The sequence below is a fragment of the Corynebacterium sp. KPL2895 genome, from assembly GCF_040225815.1.
Classification (GTDB): domain Bacteria; phylum Actinomycetota; class Actinomycetes; order Mycobacteriales; family Mycobacteriaceae; genus Corynebacterium; species Corynebacterium rhinophilum.
Genome location: NZ_JBEHFY010000017.1, coordinates 40,455 through 60,516, shown reverse-complemented (window position 1 = coordinate 60,516; position 20,062 = coordinate 40,455). Strand labels below are relative to the sequence as shown.

At 61.4% G+C, this 20,062-nt stretch carries 19 protein-coding genes and 2 pseudogenes; 10 read left to right on the top strand and 11 right to left on the bottom strand.

What is annotated here, in order from left to right:
• Both ABRP95_RS08625 and ABRP95_RS08620 read right to left on the bottom strand, forming a co-directional pair.
• A pseudogene (locus tag ABRP95_RS08625) lies at positions 1-224 on the bottom strand (hypothetical protein); the annotation flags it as partial.
• 169 nt (positions 225-393) lie between these two features.
• Positions 394-1,451, bottom strand: a pseudogene (locus ABRP95_RS08620) (type IIL restriction-modification enzyme MmeI); the annotation flags it as partial.
• Between the two features lie 163 nt (positions 1,452-1,614).
• Here ABRP95_RS08620 and ABRP95_RS08615 point away from each other — a divergent pair.
• From ABRP95_RS08615 to ABRP95_RS08600, 4 genes are read left to right on the top strand one after another with little or no spacing between them, the layout of a single operon-like run.
• Entirely contained in the window at positions 1,615-2,946 is a 1,332-nt protein-coding gene (locus tag ABRP95_RS08615) for a DUF445 domain-containing protein (RefSeq protein ID WP_284783246.1), read from the top strand.
• A gap of 33 nt (positions 2,947-2,979) precedes the next feature.
• A complete protein-coding gene (locus ABRP95_RS08610) occupies positions 2,980-3,414 on the top strand; it encodes a CGLAU_01105 family protein (protein ID WP_126318144.1) in 435 nt (144 codons plus the stop codon).
• 5 nt (positions 3,415-3,419) lie between these two features.
• Positions 3,420-3,710: a DUF2516 family protein gene (locus ABRP95_RS08605; RefSeq protein ID WP_284770986.1), complete on the top strand. Its 291-nt coding sequence runs from the start codon at positions 3,420-3,422 to the stop codon at positions 3,708-3,710.
• Positions 3,711-3,712: 2 nt separating this feature from the next.
• Positions 3,713-4,156, top strand: a complete 444-nt coding sequence (locus tag ABRP95_RS08600) for a deoxyribose-phosphate aldolase (RefSeq protein WP_284770987.1) — start codon at positions 3,713-3,715, stop codon at positions 4,154-4,156.
• A gap of 25 nt (positions 4,157-4,181) precedes the next feature.
• Here the strand turns inward: ABRP95_RS08600 and ABRP95_RS08595 are convergent, their stop codons facing one another.
• Genes ABRP95_RS08595 through ABRP95_RS08585 form a run of 3 tightly spaced genes read right to left on the bottom strand, consistent with a single transcriptional unit; the run spans position 4,182 to position 6,367 of the window.
• Positions 4,182-4,985, bottom strand: a complete 804-nt coding sequence (locus ABRP95_RS08595; protein WP_284770988.1) for an LmeA family phospholipid-binding protein — start codon at positions 4,983-4,985, stop codon at positions 4,182-4,184.
• Between the two features lie 49 nt (positions 4,986-5,034).
• Positions 5,035-5,844 (bottom strand): class I SAM-dependent methyltransferase, encoded by an 810-nt coding sequence (locus ABRP95_RS08590; RefSeq protein WP_284770989.1) that lies wholly within the window; start codon positions 5,842-5,844, stop codon positions 5,035-5,037.
• Positions 5,845-5,875: 31 nt separating this feature from the next.
• A complete protein-coding gene (locus tag ABRP95_RS08585; protein WP_284770990.1) occupies positions 5,876-6,367 on the bottom strand; it encodes a DUF2505 domain-containing protein in 492 nt (163 codons plus the stop codon).
• A gap of 24 nt (positions 6,368-6,391) precedes the next feature.
• Here ABRP95_RS08585 and ABRP95_RS08580 point away from each other — a divergent pair, with 24 nt between their 5' ends.
• Positions 6,392-7,519, top strand: a complete 1,128-nt coding sequence (locus tag ABRP95_RS08580) for a UDP-N-acetylmuramate dehydrogenase (protein ID WP_284770991.1) — start codon at positions 6,392-6,394, stop codon at positions 7,517-7,519.
• A gap of 147 nt (positions 7,520-7,666) precedes the next feature.
• Here ABRP95_RS08580 and ABRP95_RS08575 read toward each other — a convergent pair whose 3' ends face one another.
• Entirely contained in the window at positions 7,667-8,143 is a 477-nt protein-coding gene (locus tag ABRP95_RS08575) for an S-ribosylhomocysteine lyase (protein WP_023025084.1), read from the bottom strand.
• Between the two features lie 70 nt (positions 8,144-8,213).
• Between ABRP95_RS08575 and ABRP95_RS08570 the strand changes: the two genes are divergently transcribed.
• The gene (locus ABRP95_RS08570) at positions 8,214-9,401 is read left to right on the top strand and encodes a YihY/virulence factor BrkB family protein (RefSeq protein ID WP_284770992.1); all 1,188 of its coding nucleotides are present in this window, start codon (positions 8,214-8,216) and stop codon (positions 9,399-9,401) included.
• Between the two features lie 15 nt (positions 9,402-9,416).
• Here the strand turns inward: ABRP95_RS08570 and ABRP95_RS08565 are convergent, their stop codons facing one another.
• The 4 genes from ABRP95_RS08565 to ABRP95_RS08550 form a co-directional block, all read right to left on the bottom strand.
• The gene (locus tag ABRP95_RS08565) at positions 9,417-10,934 is read right to left on the bottom strand and encodes an AMP-binding protein (RefSeq protein ID WP_284770993.1); all 1,518 of its coding nucleotides are present in this window, start codon (positions 10,932-10,934) and stop codon (positions 9,417-9,419) included.
• A gap of 11 nt (positions 10,935-10,945) precedes the next feature.
• Positions 10,946-12,655, bottom strand: a complete 1,710-nt coding sequence (locus tag ABRP95_RS08560; RefSeq protein WP_284783247.1) for a long-chain-fatty-acid--CoA ligase — start codon at positions 12,653-12,655, stop codon at positions 10,946-10,948.
• 70 nt (positions 12,656-12,725) lie between these two features.
• Positions 12,726-13,253, bottom strand: coding sequence for a methylated-DNA--[protein]-cysteine S-methyltransferase (locus ABRP95_RS08555; protein WP_284770995.1), 528 nt, complete (start codon positions 13,251-13,253; stop codon positions 12,726-12,728).
• A 20-nt stretch (positions 13,254-13,273) separates the two neighbouring features.
• Entirely contained in the window at positions 13,274-14,992 is a 1,719-nt protein-coding gene (locus tag ABRP95_RS08550; protein ID WP_284770996.1) for a long-chain-fatty-acid--CoA ligase, read from the bottom strand.
• Between the two features lie 66 nt (positions 14,993-15,058).
• Between ABRP95_RS08550 and mshA the strand changes: the two genes are divergently transcribed.
• From mshA to ABRP95_RS08530, 4 genes are all read left to right on the top strand, one after another.
• A complete protein-coding gene (gene mshA, locus ABRP95_RS08545; protein ID WP_284770997.1) occupies positions 15,059-16,324 on the top strand; it encodes a D-inositol-3-phosphate glycosyltransferase in 1,266 nt (421 codons plus the stop codon).
• A 41-nt stretch (positions 16,325-16,365) separates the two neighbouring features.
• Entirely contained in the window at positions 16,366-17,112 is a 747-nt protein-coding gene (locus tag ABRP95_RS08540; protein ID WP_005276632.1) for a phosphoglyceromutase, read from the top strand.
• Positions 17,113-17,180: 68 nt separating this feature from the next.
• A complete protein-coding gene (locus tag ABRP95_RS08535) occupies positions 17,181-18,443 on the top strand; it encodes a sensor histidine kinase (RefSeq protein WP_410762157.1) in 1,263 nt (420 codons plus the stop codon).
• The gene (locus ABRP95_RS08530; protein ID WP_284770999.1) at positions 18,440-19,150 is read left to right on the top strand and encodes a response regulator transcription factor; all 711 of its coding nucleotides are present in this window, start codon (positions 18,440-18,442) and stop codon (positions 19,148-19,150) included. Before ABRP95_RS08535 ends, ABRP95_RS08530 begins: the two co-directional genes overlap by 4 nt.
• On the opposite strand, the gene ABRP95_RS08525 is transcribed toward ABRP95_RS08530, so the two are convergent.
• Positions 19,147-20,046: a DUF3109 family protein gene (locus tag ABRP95_RS08525; RefSeq protein ID WP_349839225.1), complete on the bottom strand. Its 900-nt coding sequence runs from the start codon at positions 20,044-20,046 to the stop codon at positions 19,147-19,149. The two genes, ABRP95_RS08530 and ABRP95_RS08525, sit on opposite strands and share 4 nt — an antisense overlap.
• Between the last annotated feature and the right edge of the window lie 16 nt (positions 20,047-20,062).

Sequence of the window (20,062 nt, the reverse complement as noted above, 5' to 3'; positions counted from 1 at the left end):
GCGCCTGATGTCTTTGAAACCAAGTCTTCGGCTATACTGACCACAGCAGCATAGCTAGCCCCCGATGTGTCCACTTTCCGGGGGTCAGGCCCCTCAGTTAGAAAATTGTGAATTGGAACCTTAAGTTGATCTTCCGCACTGGTGCGCTTGTCGAGGTTAAGTTCTGATTCGATCTTGTGCAGGTTGGAAACAAGTTCTGTAGAGGCCTGAGAAAAGTTCTGCATGACTAGGCTCATTTCAAGGTCAGTGGAGGGATACGGCAGGTGTATGGGTAGTTCGTCCAAGAACACAATCCATGGACTGTTTACGTAGCTAGAGTCATCGCCCTTCATGCTAAGCGGCTATTGCCGCTAGGACTTGGTTCTCGCATGAGAGACTTGATTTGCGCATAAAGGCTGGGTCGAAGACCTTGATGCGGGCGATGCGGTTGAGAAGCTTATCTAACTTGTTGGTGCTGTCGTAGGCTTTGTCGAACTCCTCTTTGAGATCATCCATAAATAGCGGCTCGATGGTCTTGAGGATGTTGGGCACTGAAGTGTAGTGCTGGCCCAAGTTGGAGCGCTTGCCTGGTGCAACGACTGCCTGGAACATGGAGCCGAAGATGTCTGGGTTGATGTTGAGCCAAATCTGGCGGCCGAGCTCGATGAGCATCTCACGGGCTTTGGGGGAAAGCGCGGCACCGTCAGGTGGGCGTCGGCGCGGAAGAGACGGCCGTTGACATAAGGGAAGTCCGCCAAGTGGCTGGGCTTTTTCGTCGGGTCTGGTTCATCCAAGGCGGCAAACATGTCGCGGATGAAATCGGCGGTGTCGGAGCCATCTTCCAGCGTGTGCGAGCCTACCGCGTTGGTGAACTGATTCTCACCAAAGATTCCGGTGTCTTCGGCGAAGTAACAAAACAGCAGACGGGTGAAAAATACGTTCAGACCGTGCCGCTGTTCGGGGTCTTTCATGATGCTGGGGTTGGCGGAAGCGAGCTCATCGAATAGCGTGCCCATCTTCTCCGCAGCTTTGACATCCGCGTGGGATTCGGCGGTGTACTGGGCCTTTTCCATGCCGGCCCAAGGTAAGAAGAAGGTGAAATGCTGGTCAATTTCGCGCAGAGGGAACGTACGGTTCTCCCTAGTCTTCAGGTCGTACGCGATCATCTCCGTGTAATCGGTGACGATGACAAAGCGGGTGGCAAACTTCACCACCGTGGGGGACACACGCAGGCATTCAAGTTCTTCAAGAAGATCGCCGGTGGTCTCACGGAAGTAGACGATGTTTTTCTGGGCTACCTCGTGCTCGGGATCCTCAGCAATGTTGAGCGAGCCATTGCGCAGACGCGTGATATTTCCCTTGGAGCGGCCGTATGCGAGCATGAGATCAAAGATGAACTCGCGGTCATAGTCATCTTGCCCGGCAAGGGGCTTGATGCGTTCTTCGATTGCTTTGAGGTTGAGTCGTGCCACCTGAATCGTCCTTCGTCGATCTACGCCACTGGGAAGTGCATTTCAGTGGTTTGAAAAGCTAAAGATCGATTTTAGCCAAGCCAGCTACCTTGCGTCCCCGCAATGCCCACTAGTGTTATAGACCGAAGCTCGAATGCACCTTCACAATCCCCAAGGAGAACACATGACGCACCGCTCGGACGCAGGGCTCGATACGGCGAGGGAGCCGGCATCGTCAGGCACCGGTGTGCCGCAGGCCGGCAACCAGGAGGCGCGCCGGGCGGACCTGCGGCGGTGGAAGGCAATTGCGCTGTCGCTGCTTTTGCTGGCGGCGGTGATCTTTTTGGGGTGCTCGTGGTGGCAGGCATCGGAAAGCGGGGCCCCGGTGTGGGTCGGCTACGTGCGTGCGGCGGCGGAGGCAGGCATGGTCGGTGGTCTGGCGGACTGGTTCGCGGTGACTGCGCTATTCCGCCGGCCGATGGGCCTGCCCATCCCGCACACGGCGTTGATTCCGAATAATAAGGACCGCGTGGGCGATGCGCTGAAGGACTTCGTAGAGGAGAATTTCCTGACCGCGGATGCACTGAGCGCCAAGGTGCGGGATGCGGAGCTGCCGCTGTGGCTGGCGCGCCAGGGGGCAGAACCCGGCAAGGCAGAGGAAGTCTCCGAATGGATTGGCCAGCGCGCCGCCAGCGTGGTGGAGGACCTCGACCCTGCTGAGGCAGAGCAGTTCATCCGCACCCAGGTCATGGACCGCCTGGCGGAGCCGGAGTGGGGCCCGCCGTTGGGCCGGTTGCTGGAGGGCTATATCGCGGACGGCAAGGCGCGCCCGCTGGAGGATGACCTCATTGACTGGGCGCACAAGAAGATTCTCGGCATGGAATCGACGGTGGTCACGGCCATCGATGAGCGCATGCCCGGGTGGGCGCCGCGTTTTGCCCGCGAGATGGTGGGGGACAAGGTCTATAGCGAGCTCGTTAATTTCGCCGAGGAAGTCCGCCGCGATGGCAACCACGAGGCCCGCCTGGCCATTCGCCGCAACCTGTCCAAGCTGGCTGCGGACTTGCAATGGGATGCCGATATGCGCGAGCGCATCGAGAACATCAAGCAAGAGATGCTCGCCTCTGATCAGGTGCAGCAGGCGCCGGCGGCGATGTGGCGCACGATTTCCACCACGCTGATTGATCAGTTCAATGACCCGGAGTCTTTCCTGCGGCAGAAGATGACGGCCAAGGTGAAGGAATTGGCGCACCGTTTGCTCGAGGATTCCGAGTTCTTGGCCCAAGCCAATGACCTTGTGGACAAGGCCGCGCGCTACGCGGTGGAGAAATTCGCCCCGGAGATCATCGCGATCATCCCGGAGACCATCAAGCGCTGGGATGCGCAGGAGGCCTCGCAGAATATCGAGCTGATGGTGGGTAAGGATCTGCAATTTATTCGCCTTAACGGCACGATCGTCGGCTCTCTGGCAGGCTTGGCCATATATGCTGTTAATCATCTCATTTTCGGCGCCTAATGCGCCGGAATAATTCATCACACGGAGGTTTTCATGACTGAGAAGAAGAAGCTTTTTGATTCCCTGAAGGAAGCTGGCGCGTCCGCGCTGAATACCGCCAAGGATTTCGGTGGCCGCCTGCAGGAAGAGCGCGAGAATCAGGGTGCGCAGGGCGCAGGTGCGCAGGGCCCACAGGGCGAGAACGACGGCATGCTGGATAAGGCCACCACTACCGCCAAGCAGTGGGGCGCGTCCATTAAGAAGGCTGCGGAAGAAACCCGCGACTCGGAGGCTTTCTCTGAGGCCAAGGACAAGTTCGCGGATGCGTACCAGGAAACCCGCGAGGGCGTGAAGGACGCGTATGACTATGCCCAGGAGCGCGTGAACGAGAAGAAGAACGCGCCCAAGAACGGCAATTCCGCTGCTGCGGACAAGGACGATAATATTATCGATGGCGAAGTTATCGATACCGACGAACCCACGAATTAATTTGCATGTACCTCTTACTTGACATTGCCTATAATTTTCCCATCTACTTCTTCCAGGTCCTGACCATTACCGCCATCATCGGGGCAGTACTCGCGGCATCGACGCGCGAGGATGCGTTTCGGGCCGGCGACCGCAAAGGTAAATGGGTATGGGTAGGCCTGCTTGCGGGCTCGGCGGTAGCGATGGCTACCGGCCTGCAAATTTTGGCGTGGATTGGCACGGTCATCACCGGCATCTACTGGTTTGACGTGCGCCCGCAGCTCAAGGCCATCATCAACGGCGACTACAGCTACTAAGCATGAAAAATCTCCTGCACGCTTCCGCCGCCGAGGTCAGGGAGCAGGCCGCTGGGCAGCATGTGCTGGTCTCGCCGCACCACGTGACGGTGGCGGCGGCGGCAGAGCCGGCGGGCATTACCGCCGTGGCGGGCTATCCCACTGGCCGGCACCACACGCTCATCAAGGCCTCTGAGGCCCGCCTAGCCATCCAGTCCGGCGCGGACGAGGTGTGGGTCAGCGTTGATGCCACGCTTGCCGATGCCACCCCTATCCTCGCCGAGCTCGTCGCCATCCGCGAGGCCTGCCCAGACCCGGCCCGCGTGGGCCTCATCCTGCCGGAGACAGAACCGGCGCGGTCCCTCGCGGAAACCGCTGCCGCCCAGGCCGGTTTTCACAAGATCGTCATAGAAAAAGGCAGCGAGCTGTCCAGCTCGCTGCCCGTCGTAGAATTTCCCGCTCCCTAGGTCGGGCGCTTCTGCGGCGACGGTGTTAGGCGGCCTTCTTCTGTTCGCCGCTTTCGCCGGAGAAGTGGTCCATATCGTTCATCGGGACATCGGTACCGGTGATGGTCAGCGTGAGCTTGCCATCCCCCACGTCCACGGATTCGACCTGCATGTCATTGGCAACGAGCTGCTCGGACATGCCGTCCTGCAGGGCATCAGAAATGGCGCTGGTGGCCTGCTCAGGCAGCGACAGCCCAAAGATTGCGGCCTCGGTGGCATTGATCTCCAGCTTGCCGTCGCGGGCGGTGGGCTTGAGCGAAAGGCTGGCCAAACCGCCGCCAAATTTCACCTCCAGCTCGTCGCTCTGGTCATTCGCGGTGATTTCAGTGACCACCATATTTCCAATGGTTTCGCTACCGGATTGGTCTGAGATTCCTTTTTGGAAGCTGGCCAGCAGATAGTCATCCGGAACGGTGGTGGTGGCGCGGAGGAAACCGGCTACTGGGTTATCGGTATCCGTCGACATGTCTTCCACGTGGATTTCAGAGGCGGGTTGCCCCTTGATCTGCGATCCTTCGATCTGCAGGGTCGACGGCGTGGTCATATCCATTTGGGAAATCGAGCCGCGCAGCAGGCCAAAGAGGAGGGGGCTGCCGCCAAAGCTTACAGAGGGATCTTCCGTGACCTCGATGCCTTCTTCCTTGGCGCTATTTTTAAACTCCTCGGTCATCTGATTACCAATGAACCAGCGTAGGCCAAACTCGGCGATGAGGATGATAACAAGGAGCGCTACGAGGACGCCTACGACAATTTTCCACGCGAGCGATCCGCCCGATTTCTTTGCAGCCATGACTACCAGTGTGGCGCATGAGGCGGCCGGTGGCAATGTGTGCTGGATATTAGCGGGGTGCGATGCTCTCCCAGCTCACAGTGAGCGTATTATCGCGCAGCCGGCGGCGGGGAGGCTGGAGGCTAAAGGGGGCATCGGCAAGCAGGGCGTGTGCCATGCGCCACCGCACCCGCGGGCCGTGCGGGGCCCACCCGGCGGCGCGATCCCAAGCCCTATCGGCGGCCTGCAGGAGCTCGTGGATGGGCTCGCCGGGCACGTTGCGGTGGATGAGCACCTTGGGCAGGCGCTCGGCCACATCGGAAGGCCGAGCAACGTCGAAGGGATCCCACGCGAGCGTCAACGTCTTTGGGCCATGCTGATCGAGCAGGATCCACGCCGCGCGCCGGCCCAGTTCATCGCAGGTACCCTCCACGAAGAACCCGCCGGGGGCCAAGCGTGAGCACACCGTCTGCCACGCCTCCGCAACCTGGTCTACGTCGTATTGGCGCAGCACATTAAAGGCGCGCACCACCTGCGGCCGGTAGTCAGCGAGCTCAAATCCGCCCAGCTCAAAGCGGACGCCATCGCGCGGCGGCAGTACCCTGTCCGGGTGGATTTCCAACCCGCGCACATCCACGCGGGGGTTGATGCGGCGCAGCCACCGCGCCCACTCCACGGTGGTGGTATGGGAGGCGCCGTAGCCCACGTCGAGCGCGAGCGGGGTGCGCACGTGGCGCAGCAGGGCCGAAATCTCCGGGTGGGCTACTATCCACCTATCGCAGCGCCGCAGCCGGTTGTAGTTGGTGGTGCCGCGGGTAATAACGCCAAAAGGCCGACCCGCTGCTGCGCTGGCGCGCAGGTTATGAGCGTGGTCGGCCATGGGCGTGAAGGAATTCTAAGGGGTGAGTGCCTTAGGAGTTGTCAGAAATCCACTGTTCGGTCAGCTTGCCCTCGTTATCAAAGAGCTCTGCCAGGGATTCGCCCACCTTTGGCTCGATGGCTGCGCCCATCATCGGGATCTTGACGGAGATCTCGTTGGTGTAGGTCAGCTTGGTCATCTCGCCCTCGCCGGCCAGGGAAATCTCGCCCTTGAAGTCCACCGGGGTGCCCTTGACGTCTGCGGTGTAGTTGACGTCAGCGGCCTGGCCGTTGAGCTCGCCCACGGTGACCACGCGCTTGACCTTGAGGTCCTGCGAGACCATGGCGCGCACTGCCTCTGGCAAGAGGTTGGTCGGCAGGACCTCGTAGAGAGTTGCTACGTTATCGGAGAAATCGTGAACCTGGCCTGCCTCAGGGGAAAGGTTTGCCACGATGTACTCCCAGTACCCCTGGGTGAGCAGCGCCTTGTGAACCATGTCGATAGGCTGATTGATGGTTACGGTGTTTTCACTACGAGTTGACATGCTTAACAGACTACCTTGGTATACGTGCTTGATAAATTTTTTACGCAACAACTCACAGCAATCGACGGCGTAGACGTGGATCCCACGGCGAGCTTTGCCGATCTCACCACCTTGCGCGTGGGGGGAAAGCCGCGGGTCACGTTGCGTTGTTCGCGGCCTGAAGCAGCGGTTGCAGCACTGCGGTACCTCGAGAAAGAAAAAGTTCCTTTCATCGTGGTCGGCGGCGGTTCCAACCTGTTGGTTTCTGATGGCGAGGTAGACGTGGTCGCCGTCGTCCTCGACTTTGCCGTGGTGGACATGGATACCGAGACTGGCCTCGTGCGCGCCCAAGCCGGTGCGGTATGGGACGAGGTCGTGGCGGAATCCGTGGCACAGTCCCTGGGCGGCATCGAGTGCCTTTCCGGCATTCCCGGCACGGTGGGCGCGGTGCCCGTGCAAAACGTGGGTGCCTATGGAGCCGAGATTTCTGAGGTCTTGACCCGCGTGCGCCTGTATAACCTGCGCACCGATGCCGATGAGTGGGTTCCCGTCTCCGATCTTGATCTGGCCTACCGCTACTCCAACCTGAAATTCACCGGCCGCGCGGTGGTGCTCGAGGTCGAATTGCAATTGACCACCGATGGGCTGTCGCGCCCACTGCGCTTTGGGCAGCTTACCGATGCCCCCGGCGAGCGCCGCCCCGTCGCCCAGGTCCGCGAAGAGGTCCTCGCGCTGCGCCGCGGCAAGGGCATGGTGCTTGATGCCGCCGACCACGACACCTGGTCTGCCGGCTCCTTTTTCACCAACCCCGTGGTCGAGTCCAGCGTCGCTGATGCCGTCCAGGACAAGGTGCGCGCCACGCTTGGCGATGCCCTCGCCGACCGCATGCCCCGCCATCCCGCCACCGCTTCAGCACAGGGCGAACCGTCCCCGCACGAAAAGCTTTCGGCAGCCTGGCTTATCGATAACGCAGGATTCACAAAGGGCTACCCCGGCTCCGGCCCAGCAACGCTGTCCACCAAGCACACCCTGGCGCTGACCAACCGCGGAAACGCGACCGCCGCAGACATCGTCGCGCTGGCCCGCACGATCCGCGACGGCGTGCGCGAAGCCTTCGGCGTCGAGCTCGTGCCCGAGCCGGTGTGGCTGGGCGTATCCATGGACGAAGACTAGGCCGCACGCATATAAAAACGTCCAAAACAACCGCGTTCTTCTAAAATTCGTCCTCATTTTTGACGAAACGCGGTTGTTTTGGACGTAATCGTTGCTTGTGGCCGGCACAGGCAGCACGGGCGGCGCAAAAGCCGCCCCGGCGCAGTCTTAGGCAGCCATGACCTCGAGCCACTCCGGCTTGGCGTCCAAGAACTTGCGGGCCGCATCCTGTGCGCCCTTCAAGCTGTGGTGTGCGCCCCAACCGCACTGCTCCTCGTTGGCGGCGGGAACCTCGGTGGCGGTAAGGATATCGTTCAGCGCACCCTCAACGGCGCGCAGCAATTCATCCTGCTCCATGCCATTGGTAATGGCGTAGAAGCCGGTGCGGCAGCCCATGGGAGCAAAGCCGATGAGCTTATCGGTGTAGTTGCGCATAAAGTTGGCCATCATGTGCTCCACGGAGTGCAGCGCCTCCGTGTCCAGGTGCTCCTTATTGGGCTGGCAAAAGCGCAGATCGTACTTGATAATTTCTACGCCGCCGCCCAAATCGGTGCGGTCAGCCACGCGGATATAAGGCGCGCTGACGAGGCGGTGGTCGAGCTCGAAGGACTTGACGTTAATCTTTTCTTGGTTCTGTTCAGTCATACTCCCCAGCCTAATCGCTGCGAGTGTCACTTCCCAGAATAGATTCTTAAGCCGCATACGCTTCGTAACTATGAGTGCCTTGGACGATGCCCCCGCAACCGGCAACAAGCTAGCCCGGAAGCAGACTGCCCAACAGCAAAAGATTGTGCCAAGCACCGTTACCAGCCTGGTCACCGTGGAAAGCCCGGCCGCCGATGTTGATCCGTGGGCGCGTGGCAATCGTCTGTGCAAGGACAGCTGGGGCTTGGTGATGCGGCGCGTGTGGGCAGATTTCTTCCACGATGCCCTCATGGACCGCGCCGCCGCGATGACCTACTTCACCCTCATGGCCTTTGCCCCCACCGTCCTGGCGGCATATTCCATTGCCACGCTGATCTTTTCTTCGCGCCGGGGCGAAGTGGAGGCACTGACTGCGCAGTTCATCGATACGTACGTGCCCCGTTCTATGGCGGAGGAAGCCGGCACCATTGTCAGCTCCATTATCGGATCCACAAGGGAGGGTACGTTTGCGCTGGTGGTCTCCGTAATGATTTCGCTATTCGCCGCCTCGGCGTATGTGCGGGCTTTTTCGCGTACCGCCAATACGGTCTACGGACGGGTGGAAGGCCGCGGAACCATCCGCACATGGGCATTGATGTGGGCCATTACCGTGATCCTAGTCATCGGCGCGGTGGTGGTACTGTGTGCCAATTTATTGCGCGATACCGTCGTGGACAGCGTCATCGAGCCCGTGGCACTCCGGCTGGGGTTGCACGGCACAGTGGACTTTATCGGCGGCATTTTTATGCCCGTGTGGAATTGGTTGCGCTTCCCTATAACGGTCGTGGTGGCGCTGGCACTCATTGCCGTGTGGTACCACTTTGCACCCAACGTTCGACCTAGCCGCTTCCGCTGGATTACCTTGGGCTCGGTGGTAGCGCTTCTGACTAACCTGGTGGTGTGGGGCGTATTCTCCCTCTACATCAAGTATCTGGCCGGGGTGAGCATTTACGGGGCATTCGGTACGGTCATGGCGGTATTTATGACTGTCTGGCTGTCCAATACGATGCTGATTTTGGGTATCAAGATCGATGCGGAGGTCCTGCGCGCCAAGGAGCTACAGCTGGGGCTGCACGCCGAGCGCTATATTCAGGCCCCACCGCGCTCCGAATTCGCGGCGCAGCAGCAGGTGCGCGCGAAGAGGAAACTGGAAGAGCGCTCGGGGCGCATCTTTGCTGGTGCTACCCGCAGCGAGCACCGCACCCGCGCCGGGGAGTAGTTTCTCCGGCGCGAATTAGCGGGAAGCAACCTCTGCCATCAAGATCTCCTGCACCTGGCGGCGGCGCAGCTTGCCTAGCTGATCGGTGGGCAATTCCTCGCGCACCACGAAATGGCGCGGGACCTTATAGCGGGCCAGGAGGCCGCGGCAGTGCTCGCGCAGCGCTTCCGCATCGAAGGTGGCGCCGGGGTGGAGCACCAGGCAGGCGGCAACGTCCTCGGAACCATCGGCGCGCGGGACGCCTGCCACCGCTGCTTGGCCCACCGCGGGGTGGCTCAACAGTGCATGTTCCACCTCGCTGGGAAAGACGTTAAACCCACCGGTGATGATGACCTCTTTAATCCGGCCCACCAGCCGGAAATGGCCATCGGCCTCGCGCACCCCCATATCGCCGGTGCGCAGCCACTCGCCGTGGAATGCCTCCCGCGTGGCGGTGGGATTATCGAGATAGCCCGCAAAAACTTGGGGCCCGCGGGCGAGGATCTCACCGGGCGTGCCATCGGGTTGGCTGCGGTCCAGGTCACCCGGATCCCCGATGCGCAGGTCGGTATCGGCAAGCGGCTTGCCGATGGTCCCCACGCGCCGCCCCTCACCAAGCGGGTTAATGGTCAGCACGGGTGAGGCCTCGGTGAGCCCGTAGCCTTCGACGAGCATGCCGCCGGTGCGGTCTTGCCAGGGCTCGATGATGCGCGCGGGCAGCGATGCAGCCCCGGAAATGGCGTAGCGTACTCCGCCCAGGTCCGCGGCTGGTTCAGCGGCCTGCTCGTTCATGGCGCGCTCATAAATGGTGGGAACACCCGGCATCCACGTCGGGCGGCGCTGTGCCAAGGCGCTGACCACGGCCGCGGGGCGCGGGGAAGGCAGCAGGACGATCTCGGCGGCGCAGCGCATCGCGAGCAAGACGCTCATGGTCAGTCCATAGGAGTGGAACATCGGCAGCGTGGCGAGGAAGCGCTCGTGGCCGGGGCGCAGATCGACCTGGGCCTCCAATTGGATGCAATTGGCGGCGAGGTTGTGGTGCGTGAGCACCACGCCCTTAGGCTGGCCGGTGGTGCCGGAGGTGTAGAGGATAAGTGCGGCATCGGCAAGCGCGGCCTGGCGGTGGGGAACTGGGGCGCCGGAGAGGGGAAGGTGCACCTCCAAAGACACGGGGATCACCGTGCTGGCCAGGCCATCGACCACGGCGGTGACCTGATCCCAGACCAGGGCGATGCTGGCGCCGTGGTGGGCAAAGAGCGGGGCCAGCTCGTGGGCGGTGTACTGAGGGTTATGTTCGACTACGACCGCGCCCAGGCGCAGCACCGCGAAAAAGGCAATGAGGTGCTGCGGGGAGTTGGGCAAGACCAGCGCTACCCGGTCGCCGGGGCGGATTCCCATCTCCCGCAGGGCGCCGGCGGCAGCGGCGATGCGGGTATCCAGCTCCGCGTAGCTCAAGGTCTCGCCGCCGAAAAATGTGGCGGGACGGTCGGGGAAGTTGGCTACTGCGGTGGCGAGGAAATCCGTCAGCGTGGCTTCGTACTCGAGGTCTGACATGGTGGTTAATACTAAGCCTTCTGTTTGAGGAGATCGAGGAGATCCTGCTGCACCATGCGGCGGCGGACCTTGCCCAGCTGGTCCGAAGCCAGCTCCTCAAAGTGGTAGAAGGTGCGCGGAACCTTGTAGCGGGTCAGGCGCTCGCGGCAGAAGGATTTGAGGCCTTCTGGGTCCAAAACGGCGCCATCGCGCAGGATGAGACAGGCGACGACGTCCTCGGAGCCATCCTTGCGCGGGCGGCCCACCACGGCGACCTCCTTGACATCTGGGTGCTTGCGCACCACCTCTTCGACTTCGGCCGGGTAGACGTTAAAGCCGCCGGTGATGATGATTTCCTTGATGCGGCTAACCAGCTTGACCCAGCCGTCCTCATCCATGGTGGCCATATCGCCGGTGCGGAACCAGCCGTTGTGGAAGGACTCCTCGGTGGCCTTTTCGTTATTGAAATAGCCCTGGAAAATCTGCGGCCCGCGAGCCAGCATCTCGCCCGGCTCGCCATCTGGCTGGGTTTCATCGAGGTTATCCGGGTTGCCAATGCGCACCTCGGTATCGGGAAAGGGCAGGCCCACATAGCCCGGGCGGCGGTTGCCGTTCATGGGGTTGCCAATAAGCACGGGGGAGGTCTCGGTCATGCCGAAGCCCTCCACGAGGCGGCCGCCGGTCATGGATTCCCAGCGCTCCATCACGTCAACCGGCAGGGTAGCGGCGCCAGAGAACGCGTTGCTGATGCCGGCGAGATCCACGCCCTTGTCCTCGGCGGCGTCCATGATCTTCTCGTACAACGTGGGCACGCCCGGCAGCCAAGTGGGAGTGTGCTTCTTAATGATGTCCATGATGAGCGGCATCTGCGGGGACGGAACCAAGATCAGCTCGGCGCCGAAGTAGATGCTGAGCACGCACAGCGTGGTCATGCCGTAGGCGTGGAAGAGCGGCAAGGCGGCGAGGAAGCGCTGCTCGGTGGCGTCCATATTCGTCAGCCAAGCCTCGCCCTGCACGCAGTTGGCGATGAGGTTGCCGTGCGAAAGTAACGCGCCCTTGGGCTTGCCGGTGGTGCCGGAGGTGTAGAGGATAAGCGCGATATCGTCCTGCGTGACCTTGGCAATCTCGAGGTCCTTGCCGTCGCCGCCGATGGCAGAACCGATAAGCGTGGACCAGGCCACGGTATTCGGGGCCGCGCCGGTCAGTTGCTCGCGCTTGGCGGCCAACGGCGGTAGGGGAATCCGGAGCGCGAGGCGCTTGAGTGGTGGCATCGCGTCGATCATGTTGACGGACACGATGGTCTCCAGCGGGGTGGTGGCGCGAATCTTTTCCAAGGTGGTGGCGGTTTTATCCCAGGCGATGACCACGCGCGCGCCGTGGTCCTGGAAAAGCCCCTCGAGTTCGTGAGCGGTGTAGAGGGGATTGTGCTCTACCGCGGTGGCTCCCAGCAGCTGGATGGCATAAAACGCCACCACGTGTTGGGGGCAGTTGGGCATGACGATGGCGACCCTATCGCCAGGCCGAATGCCAAAGGCCTTAAGGCCTGCGGCGGCTGCGCGCACCTGTGCGTCTAGCTCCGCGTAGTTCTGCGTATTGCCAAAGAAGTAGGTAGCGGACTTATTCCCATTGATGCGGAGGTTATTGACGTAGTAGTCAACGATGGTTTTATCGCCATAATCAAGCGTGGCGGGGGTCCAGTCGCTGTAGTGCTTAATCCAGGCCCGGGATTCGTATGCAGACACGCGCTACCCTTTCGTTTGGTAAAGAAAAATATTACAAAGGGCGAGTATACCCAGAACGTTAGGAAATCCTCTAGTTTTCTTCGAGTGTCAGCAAAAAACGCTTGATATCCAGGCCGCCGGCATAGCCACCGAGCGTTCCATCGCTGCGCAGCACGCGGTGGCAAGGCCGAATGATCGGCAGGGGATTGGCGCCGCAGGCGGTGCCGACCGCCCGGGTAGCAGCGGGACGCCCCACGGCGGCGGCGAGCTCGCCATAGCTTGAGACCTCGCCGTAGCCGATGGTGTCCAGTTGCGCGTGAATTTGGGCGCGAAATTCCGTCGTTGGCTCCGGGTTGAGCGGCAGGTCGAACTCGCGGCGGCGCCCGGCGAAATACTCCGCGAGCTGCTCCTGCGCCGCATCTAAGATGTCTGCACCGCGCTTGTCGATGCCCCCATTCACCACGCCGCTCACCTCGCCGCGAACCTGATTGGTTTCGCGGTGTCCCTTGCTTTCCTCGTCGCGACCCGACTGGATCGCGACGAAGTCGACGCGGGACAGTCCGTCTGCGTCTGCGGTGAGCAGCAGCGGGCCGATGGGAGTATCGATGGTGCGCAGCATGGTGGTGTGAACGCTAGTTCTTAGGCGTTCTTCTCTGCTTCGAGGCGGTTGATGAGGTCTTCTTGTACCTCGCGGCGGCGGATCTTGCCCATTTGGTCCTTGGCCAGTTCCTCGAAGTGGTAGAAGGTGCGTGGGACCTTGTAGCGGGTCAGGCGCTCGCGGCAGTACTCCTTGAGGCCTTCGGGGTCGAGCGCGGCGCCATCGGCAAGATCGAGACAGGCCACGACGTCTTCGGAGCCGTCCTCGCGCGGGCGGCCCACCACGGCGGCGTCGTCGACGCTGGGGTGCTCGCGCAGGATTTCTTCGACCTCGCCTGGGTAGACGTTGAAGCCGCCGGTGATGATGATTTCCTTGATGCGGCTGACCAGGCGGATGAAGCCGTCTTCTTCCATGATGCCCATGTCACCGGTGCGGAACCAGTCACCGTGGAAGGCGGTATCGGTGGCTTCCTGGTTATTGAGGTAGCCCTTGAAAATCTGCGGGCCGCGGGCCAGCACTTCGCCCTCAACGCCGTCCGGCTGGGTTTCATCCAGGTTATCGGGGTTGGCGATGCGCACCTCGGTATCCGGGAAGGGAATGCCCACGTAGCCGGGGCGTCGGTCAGTGCTCATGGGGTTACCTACGATGATTGGCGAGCACTCGGTTAGGCCATAGCCCTCTACGAGCAGGCCACCGGTGGCGTTTTCCCACTTATTGACGGTCTCAGAAGGCAGGGTGGATGCGCCGGAGAAGGCTGCTCGCACGCCCTTGATGGGTACTTCTTGCTCCTCGGCGGCCTTGACGATGCGCTCGTACAAGGTAGGAACGCCCGGGACCCAGGTCGGGGTGTGCTTCTTCATCAGCTGCATGATGAGCGGGATCTGCGGCACGGGGAGAATGACCAATTCGCCGCCGATGAGCTGGGCCAAGGTGACGTTCATGGTCAGTCCATACGCGTGGAAGAAGGGCAGGGCGGCGAGCATGCGCTCTGGCTTATCGCCTAAGCCTGGCACCCACGCCTTGCCCTGGAGCAGGTTGGATACGAGGTTGCCGTGCGAGAGCATCGCGCCCTTGGGTGCGCCGGTCGTACCGGAGGTGTACATCACCAGCGCGATGGTGTCCTTATCAATGTCCTCCGGCGTCTTAATATCGCTGCCGTTGCCACCGATGGCATCACCAATCAGCGCCTCCCACGGCACGGTATTTGGTGCCGGGGCAGAAAGCTGCTCGCGCTTGGCCTTGAGCGGGGGAAGCGGCAGGCGCAGCGCGGCGCGCTGCAGGGTGGGCATGGCGTTGATCATGTTGATGGACACGACCGTTTCCAGGTTGGTGGTAGCCCGCAGCTTCTCCAGGGTGGGGGCGGCCTTGTCCCAGGCGATGGCGATGCGCGCGCCGTGATCCTGGAACAGACCCTCCAGCTCGTGGGCGGTATAAAGCGGGTTGTGCAGCACAACCTGGGCGCCGAGCTTCAAGATGGCATAAAAGGCCGCGATGTACTGCGGGCTATTGGGGGCAACGATGGCTACGCGGTCACCGGGGCGCACGCCAAAGGCCTTCAGGCCGGCTGCGGCGGCGCGCACTTGGCGGTCCAGCTCGGAATAGTTTTGGCTGCGTCCAAAGAAATACGTGGCTGACTTATCGCCATTGACCTTGAGGTTATTGTCAAACAGGTCCAACAGGGTGGTGTTGCCATAGTCGAGGCTATGCGGCGTCCACTCCGGGTAATACTGGAGCCATGCCTTTGATTCATAAGCGGACAATGCGTGACCTTTCGGTAGCGTAGGTTGTTGGCAGGGGTCAGTATAGCGCCGCTAAGATGAGTTACCATGCGCATCGCCATGATTTCTATGCATACTTCCCCCATTGAGCAGCCTGGCTCCGGGGATGCCGGCGGAATGAACGTCTACGTTTTAAATATTGCCTGCCAATTAGCCCAGCTTGGTGTCGAGGTGGATGTCTATACCCGCGCTACCCGCCCCAGCCACAAAGAAATCGTGGAAGTGGCCCCCAACCTGCGGGTGATCAACATCGTGGCCGGTCCCTTTGAGGGGCTAGAAAAAGAAGATCTACCTACCCAGCTGGCAGCTTTTTCCGGCGGCGTAATGCAATTTGCCAAGTGGCAGGGCAAAAAATATGACCTTATTCACTCCCATTACTGGCTTTCCGGCCAAGTGGGATGGCTGCTTCGCGATCTATGGGGCATCCCCCTCGTCCACACCGCCCACACCTTGGCAGCGGTGAAAAACGCTTACCGCACCGCCGAGGACACCGTGGAATCAGAGGCGCGGCGCATCTGCGAGCAGCAATTGGTGGATAATGCCGATCTCCTGGTGGTCAATACCGATCAGGAAGCCCGCGATCTGGCGGAGCACTACGATGCCGAGCGCGATATCATCCGCGTGGTCTCCCCAGGTGCTGACGTGGGGCTATTCACCCCAGGTACCGACCGCAACACTGAGCGTTCCCGCCGCGAGCTGGGCATCCCGTTGCATACCAAGGTCGTGGCCTTTGTGGGGCGGCTACAGAAATTCAAGGGGCCCGAAGTTCTTATCCGCACCGCCGCCGAGCTGTGCCACCGCGAGCCCACCCGCGATTTTAGGGTGCTCATCTGCGGCGGGCCATCCGGGGCCAATGCCTCGCCGGAGGCGTATAGGGAATTGGCGCGGGAGTTGGGCGTGCAAAAGCGCGTGCGCTTTTTAGGACCCCGCCCACCCGAGGAGCTGGTAGGTGTGTACCGCGCCGCGGATATCGTGGCGGTGCCCAGCTACAACGAGTCTTTTGGTCTGGTGGCGCTCGAGGCTCAGGCCTCTGGCACGCCGGTCGTCGCCGCGGCAGTGGGTGGGCTGCCCATCGCCGTCGTCGATGGCGAGACCGGGCTGCTGGTGCCGTCCCACGATCCGAAGGACTGGGCGGATTCCTTGAGCCAGCTGCTTGATGATGACGCCCGGCGCATCGCCATGGGCGAGGCCGCCGTCGCGCATGCCGCGCGATTTAGTTGGACCAACACGGCCCGAGAGCTGACGGAAATTTATGACGAAGCCCGGCAGATTCCCGTGCCGGACTGCCACCAACGTCGGGCGAAGGGAGACTAGCTTCACTGACGCGCCGGGCGGTTTCGTGGCATGCTGGAGGCATGACTAACGGAAAACTGATTCTTCTTCGCCATGGCCAATCCACCTGGAATGAATCCAACCAATTTACTGGTTGGGTCGATGTTGATCTGACAGAAAAGGGTGAGGCAGAGGCCAAGCGCGGCGGCGAGCTGCTCGCGCAAGAAGGCATCCTGCCCAACGTGCTGTACACCTCCTTGCTGCGCCGCGCCATCCGCACCGCCAATATCGCGCTGGATGCGGCCGACCGCCACTGGATCCCGGTCATTCGTGACTGGCGCCTCAATGAGCGCCACTACGGTGCGCTGCAGGGCTTGAACAAGGCCGAGACCAAGGAAGAATACGGCGAGGACCAGTTCATGGCATGGCGCCGTTCCTATGACACGCGCCCGCCCGAGCTTGCCGATGACGCCGAGTACTCCCAGGCAAACGACCCCCGCTACGCGGACCTGGACAAGGTCCCACAGACGGAGTGCCTGAAGGACGTAGTCGAGCGCTTCGTGCCTTATTTCGAGGAAGAGATTCTGCCGCGGGCTAAGAAGGGCGAGTCCGTCATGATTGCAGCGCACGGCAACTCCCTGCGCGCGTTGGTCAAGCACCTCGATGGCATTTCCGATGATGACATCGCCGGGCTGAATATCCCGACCGGTATCCCGCTGGTTTACGAGATTGCGGAGGATGGCTCCGTGGTCAACGAGGGCGGCACCTACCTGGACCCAGAGGCCGCCGAGGCCGGGGCCGCTGCCGTTGCCGCGCAGGGTGGCAAGTAACCCGCTACTGCATATAAGTCCCCGGGGAGGTGCTCCCTGGGGACTTTCTAATGATTAGGCTTAATCACGTGGAATTAATTTTTGTCTTTCTCGCGGGCGTGCTTGCCTGCGCGGTGGCGCTGCCATTAATTTCCCGGGTGCGCGAGCGTATGGCACGCCGCCAGCGCGCCAGCGACGCCCAGGCAAACCAGGTCACCAACGTGAGCCAAGGCCTGCACCTCGCGGTCCAGGGCTCTCCTACGGCGCTGACGGTGCTCGATAGGAATCAGGAAATCATCCTGTCCAATCCCGCGGCGCACGAGATGTCCGTGGTCCACGATCGCGCCGTCAATCCGGAAATCTGGAAGACCGCAGAGCAGGTCTTCGAGGATAAGGAAACCCGCACCGTGGACCTGGCAATCCCCAAGCGCCGCACTGGGCACCGCGTCACTCAGGTCAAGGCCGTTATCAAGCCGCTGACGCTTAACGATGGCCGCTTTATCATCATCTACGGCACCGATGAGAGCGAAAACGTGCGCATGGAATCCGCGCGCCGCGATTTCGTAGCTAACGTCTCCCACGAGCTGAAAACCCCGGTGGGCGGCATCGCACTGCTGGCCGAGGCCCTGCTGCAAGACCCCGAGGATCCGGAGCACGTGAAGTACTTCGGCAACAAGGTGCAAAAAGAGGCCAACCGCATGGCGGATATGGTCAGCGAGCTTATTTCGCTGTCCAAGCTGCAGGGCGCCGAAGCGCTGCCGGAAATGGAACCGCTTTACGTGGACGATCTCATTGACGAGGCGATTTCGCGCAATCAGCTCGCCGCAGACGCGCGCTCCATCAGGCTGACCCAAGGTCCCTCCGAGGGCGTGCAGATCAGAGGCGACCGTTCTCTCTTGGTAACGGCGCTGTCTAACCTCATTTCCAACGCGATTAATTATTCGCCGGAGGAATTGCCGGTCTCCGTCTCACAGAAAGTGGTGGGAGAGGACGTCGTGTTGATCCGGGTGACGGACCGTGGCATCGGTATCCCACCGGAGCATCATAAGCGCGTCTTCGAGCGCTTTTTCCGCGTTGACCAAGCCCGGTCGCGGCAGACGGGAGGCACTGGCTTAGGATTAGCAATTGTTAAACACGTGGTGGCGAACCACGGGGGCAATATTAAGCTGTGGTCGCGGCCTGGCACGGGCTCTACTTTTACCATCGAGTTGCCCATATATAAGGAAGAGAAGCCAGCGCACGAGGCCGACTTGCAGGATAATGAAGACAGGGATTCCGTCGATGCGGCGGCTCCTGGGCTCCAGCGTGCGGTAGCACGCGTTGCAGCACGTCGAAAGGATAAAGCACAATGACCACCATCCTCATCGTGGAAGATGAAGAGTCGCTGGCCGATCCGCTGGCATTCTTGCTCCGCAAGGAAGGCTTCGAGCCGATTATCGCCCTCGATGGCCCATCGGCGCTGGAGAAATTCGCCGATAATGACATCGACATCGTGCTGCTTGACCTTATGCTTCCCGGCATGTCCGGCACCGACGTGTGCAAGCAGCTGCGCGCCACCTCCTCCGTGCCGGTCATTATGGTCACCGCGCGCGATGCGGAAATCGACAAGGTCGTGGGCCTGGAGCTGGGCGCGGACGATTACGTCACCAAACCGTATTCCTCCCGCGAGCTCATTGCCCGCATCCGGGCCGTGTTGCGTCGCGGCAACGATCGGTCCTCCCACGCGGATGCTGCGGAGAGCACCGAGGCAGAAGACGAGCAGATCCTGTCCGGCGGCCGCGTGAAGATGGATGTGGAGCGCCACATCGTCACCGTGGCAGACGAGCCTGTGGCCATGCCGCTCAAGGAGTTTGACCTGCTGGAATACCTCCTGCGCAACGCCGGGCGCGTGCTGACCCGCGGCCAGCTCATCGATCGCATTTGGGGTGCCGATTACGTGGGCGATACCAAGACGCTAGACGTGCACATCAAGCGCCTGCGCACCAAGATTGAGGAGCACCCCTCCCGCCCGAAGCACCTGGTGACGGTGCGCGGGCTGGGCTATAAATTCGAGCTCTAATACCAGCCGGCCTTGATACTGGCTGGGTGCTGGCTAAGCTTTACGCCGTGCTCGGCGGCTTCCGCGCGGGCACGGCATTGTTGAGCCAAAATATCGTAGCTTTCGCGCCCCATGAGCGCGACGAGCTCGTCCTCGTGCGATTGCCACATCGGCAGCGGATTGGCGTGGCAGGCGCCATCGGTAGAGCAGTACCAATCAAAGTCTTCGCCGCCATTTCCCCAACCGCGGCGGTCATATTCGCCGATGGTGGTGCGCAAAATCTCCTGCCCATCGGGGCGTTCTTCATAATCCTCGTAGCGCCGCAGCGGCAGCTGCCAGCACACCTCCGGCTTGACCACGGTCAGCTCCTCGCCGCTATCGACGGCCCATTGGTGCAGCGCGCAGCCGGTGCCTGTTTCCCAGCCAGCGCGGTTGGCAAAGATGCAGGCGCCATCCACGATGGGCGTTTTTAGCGCCGGTTCCGGTTCGCCGTCCTCGCCATCGAGCTCGTCCCATTCCAACCAGGGCTCTAGCTCATTGGTGTTTTCTTGCGCCAGGAACTCATCTACCCCCGCTGGGCGCAGCTGCCAATAGCGCGCGGGCATGCGGGAGACGGCATCGTAAAGCTGGTCGTGGTCTTGTTCATCGGCCATATATGCACCGTGCACGCAGCAGCCCACATAGGGTTGGCTCTTATCGATGCCCCGGCACGCCGACGTGCCAAATTGGCAGCTGTAGTGCGATTCCACCCACGTGAGATCGATGGAAAAGACATGGTAAGGGTCGTTTGGGTTGGTAAATTCGAACCACTCCCGCGGAAAATCTGGGGCTTCTTCGCGCCCGGCTTTAATCGATGCCGCCGCTGGCGAGCTCGCGGGAAAACCTAGGTAAACGGTGTCAGATTTTGGGCGATTCACACCTAACCACGGTAGA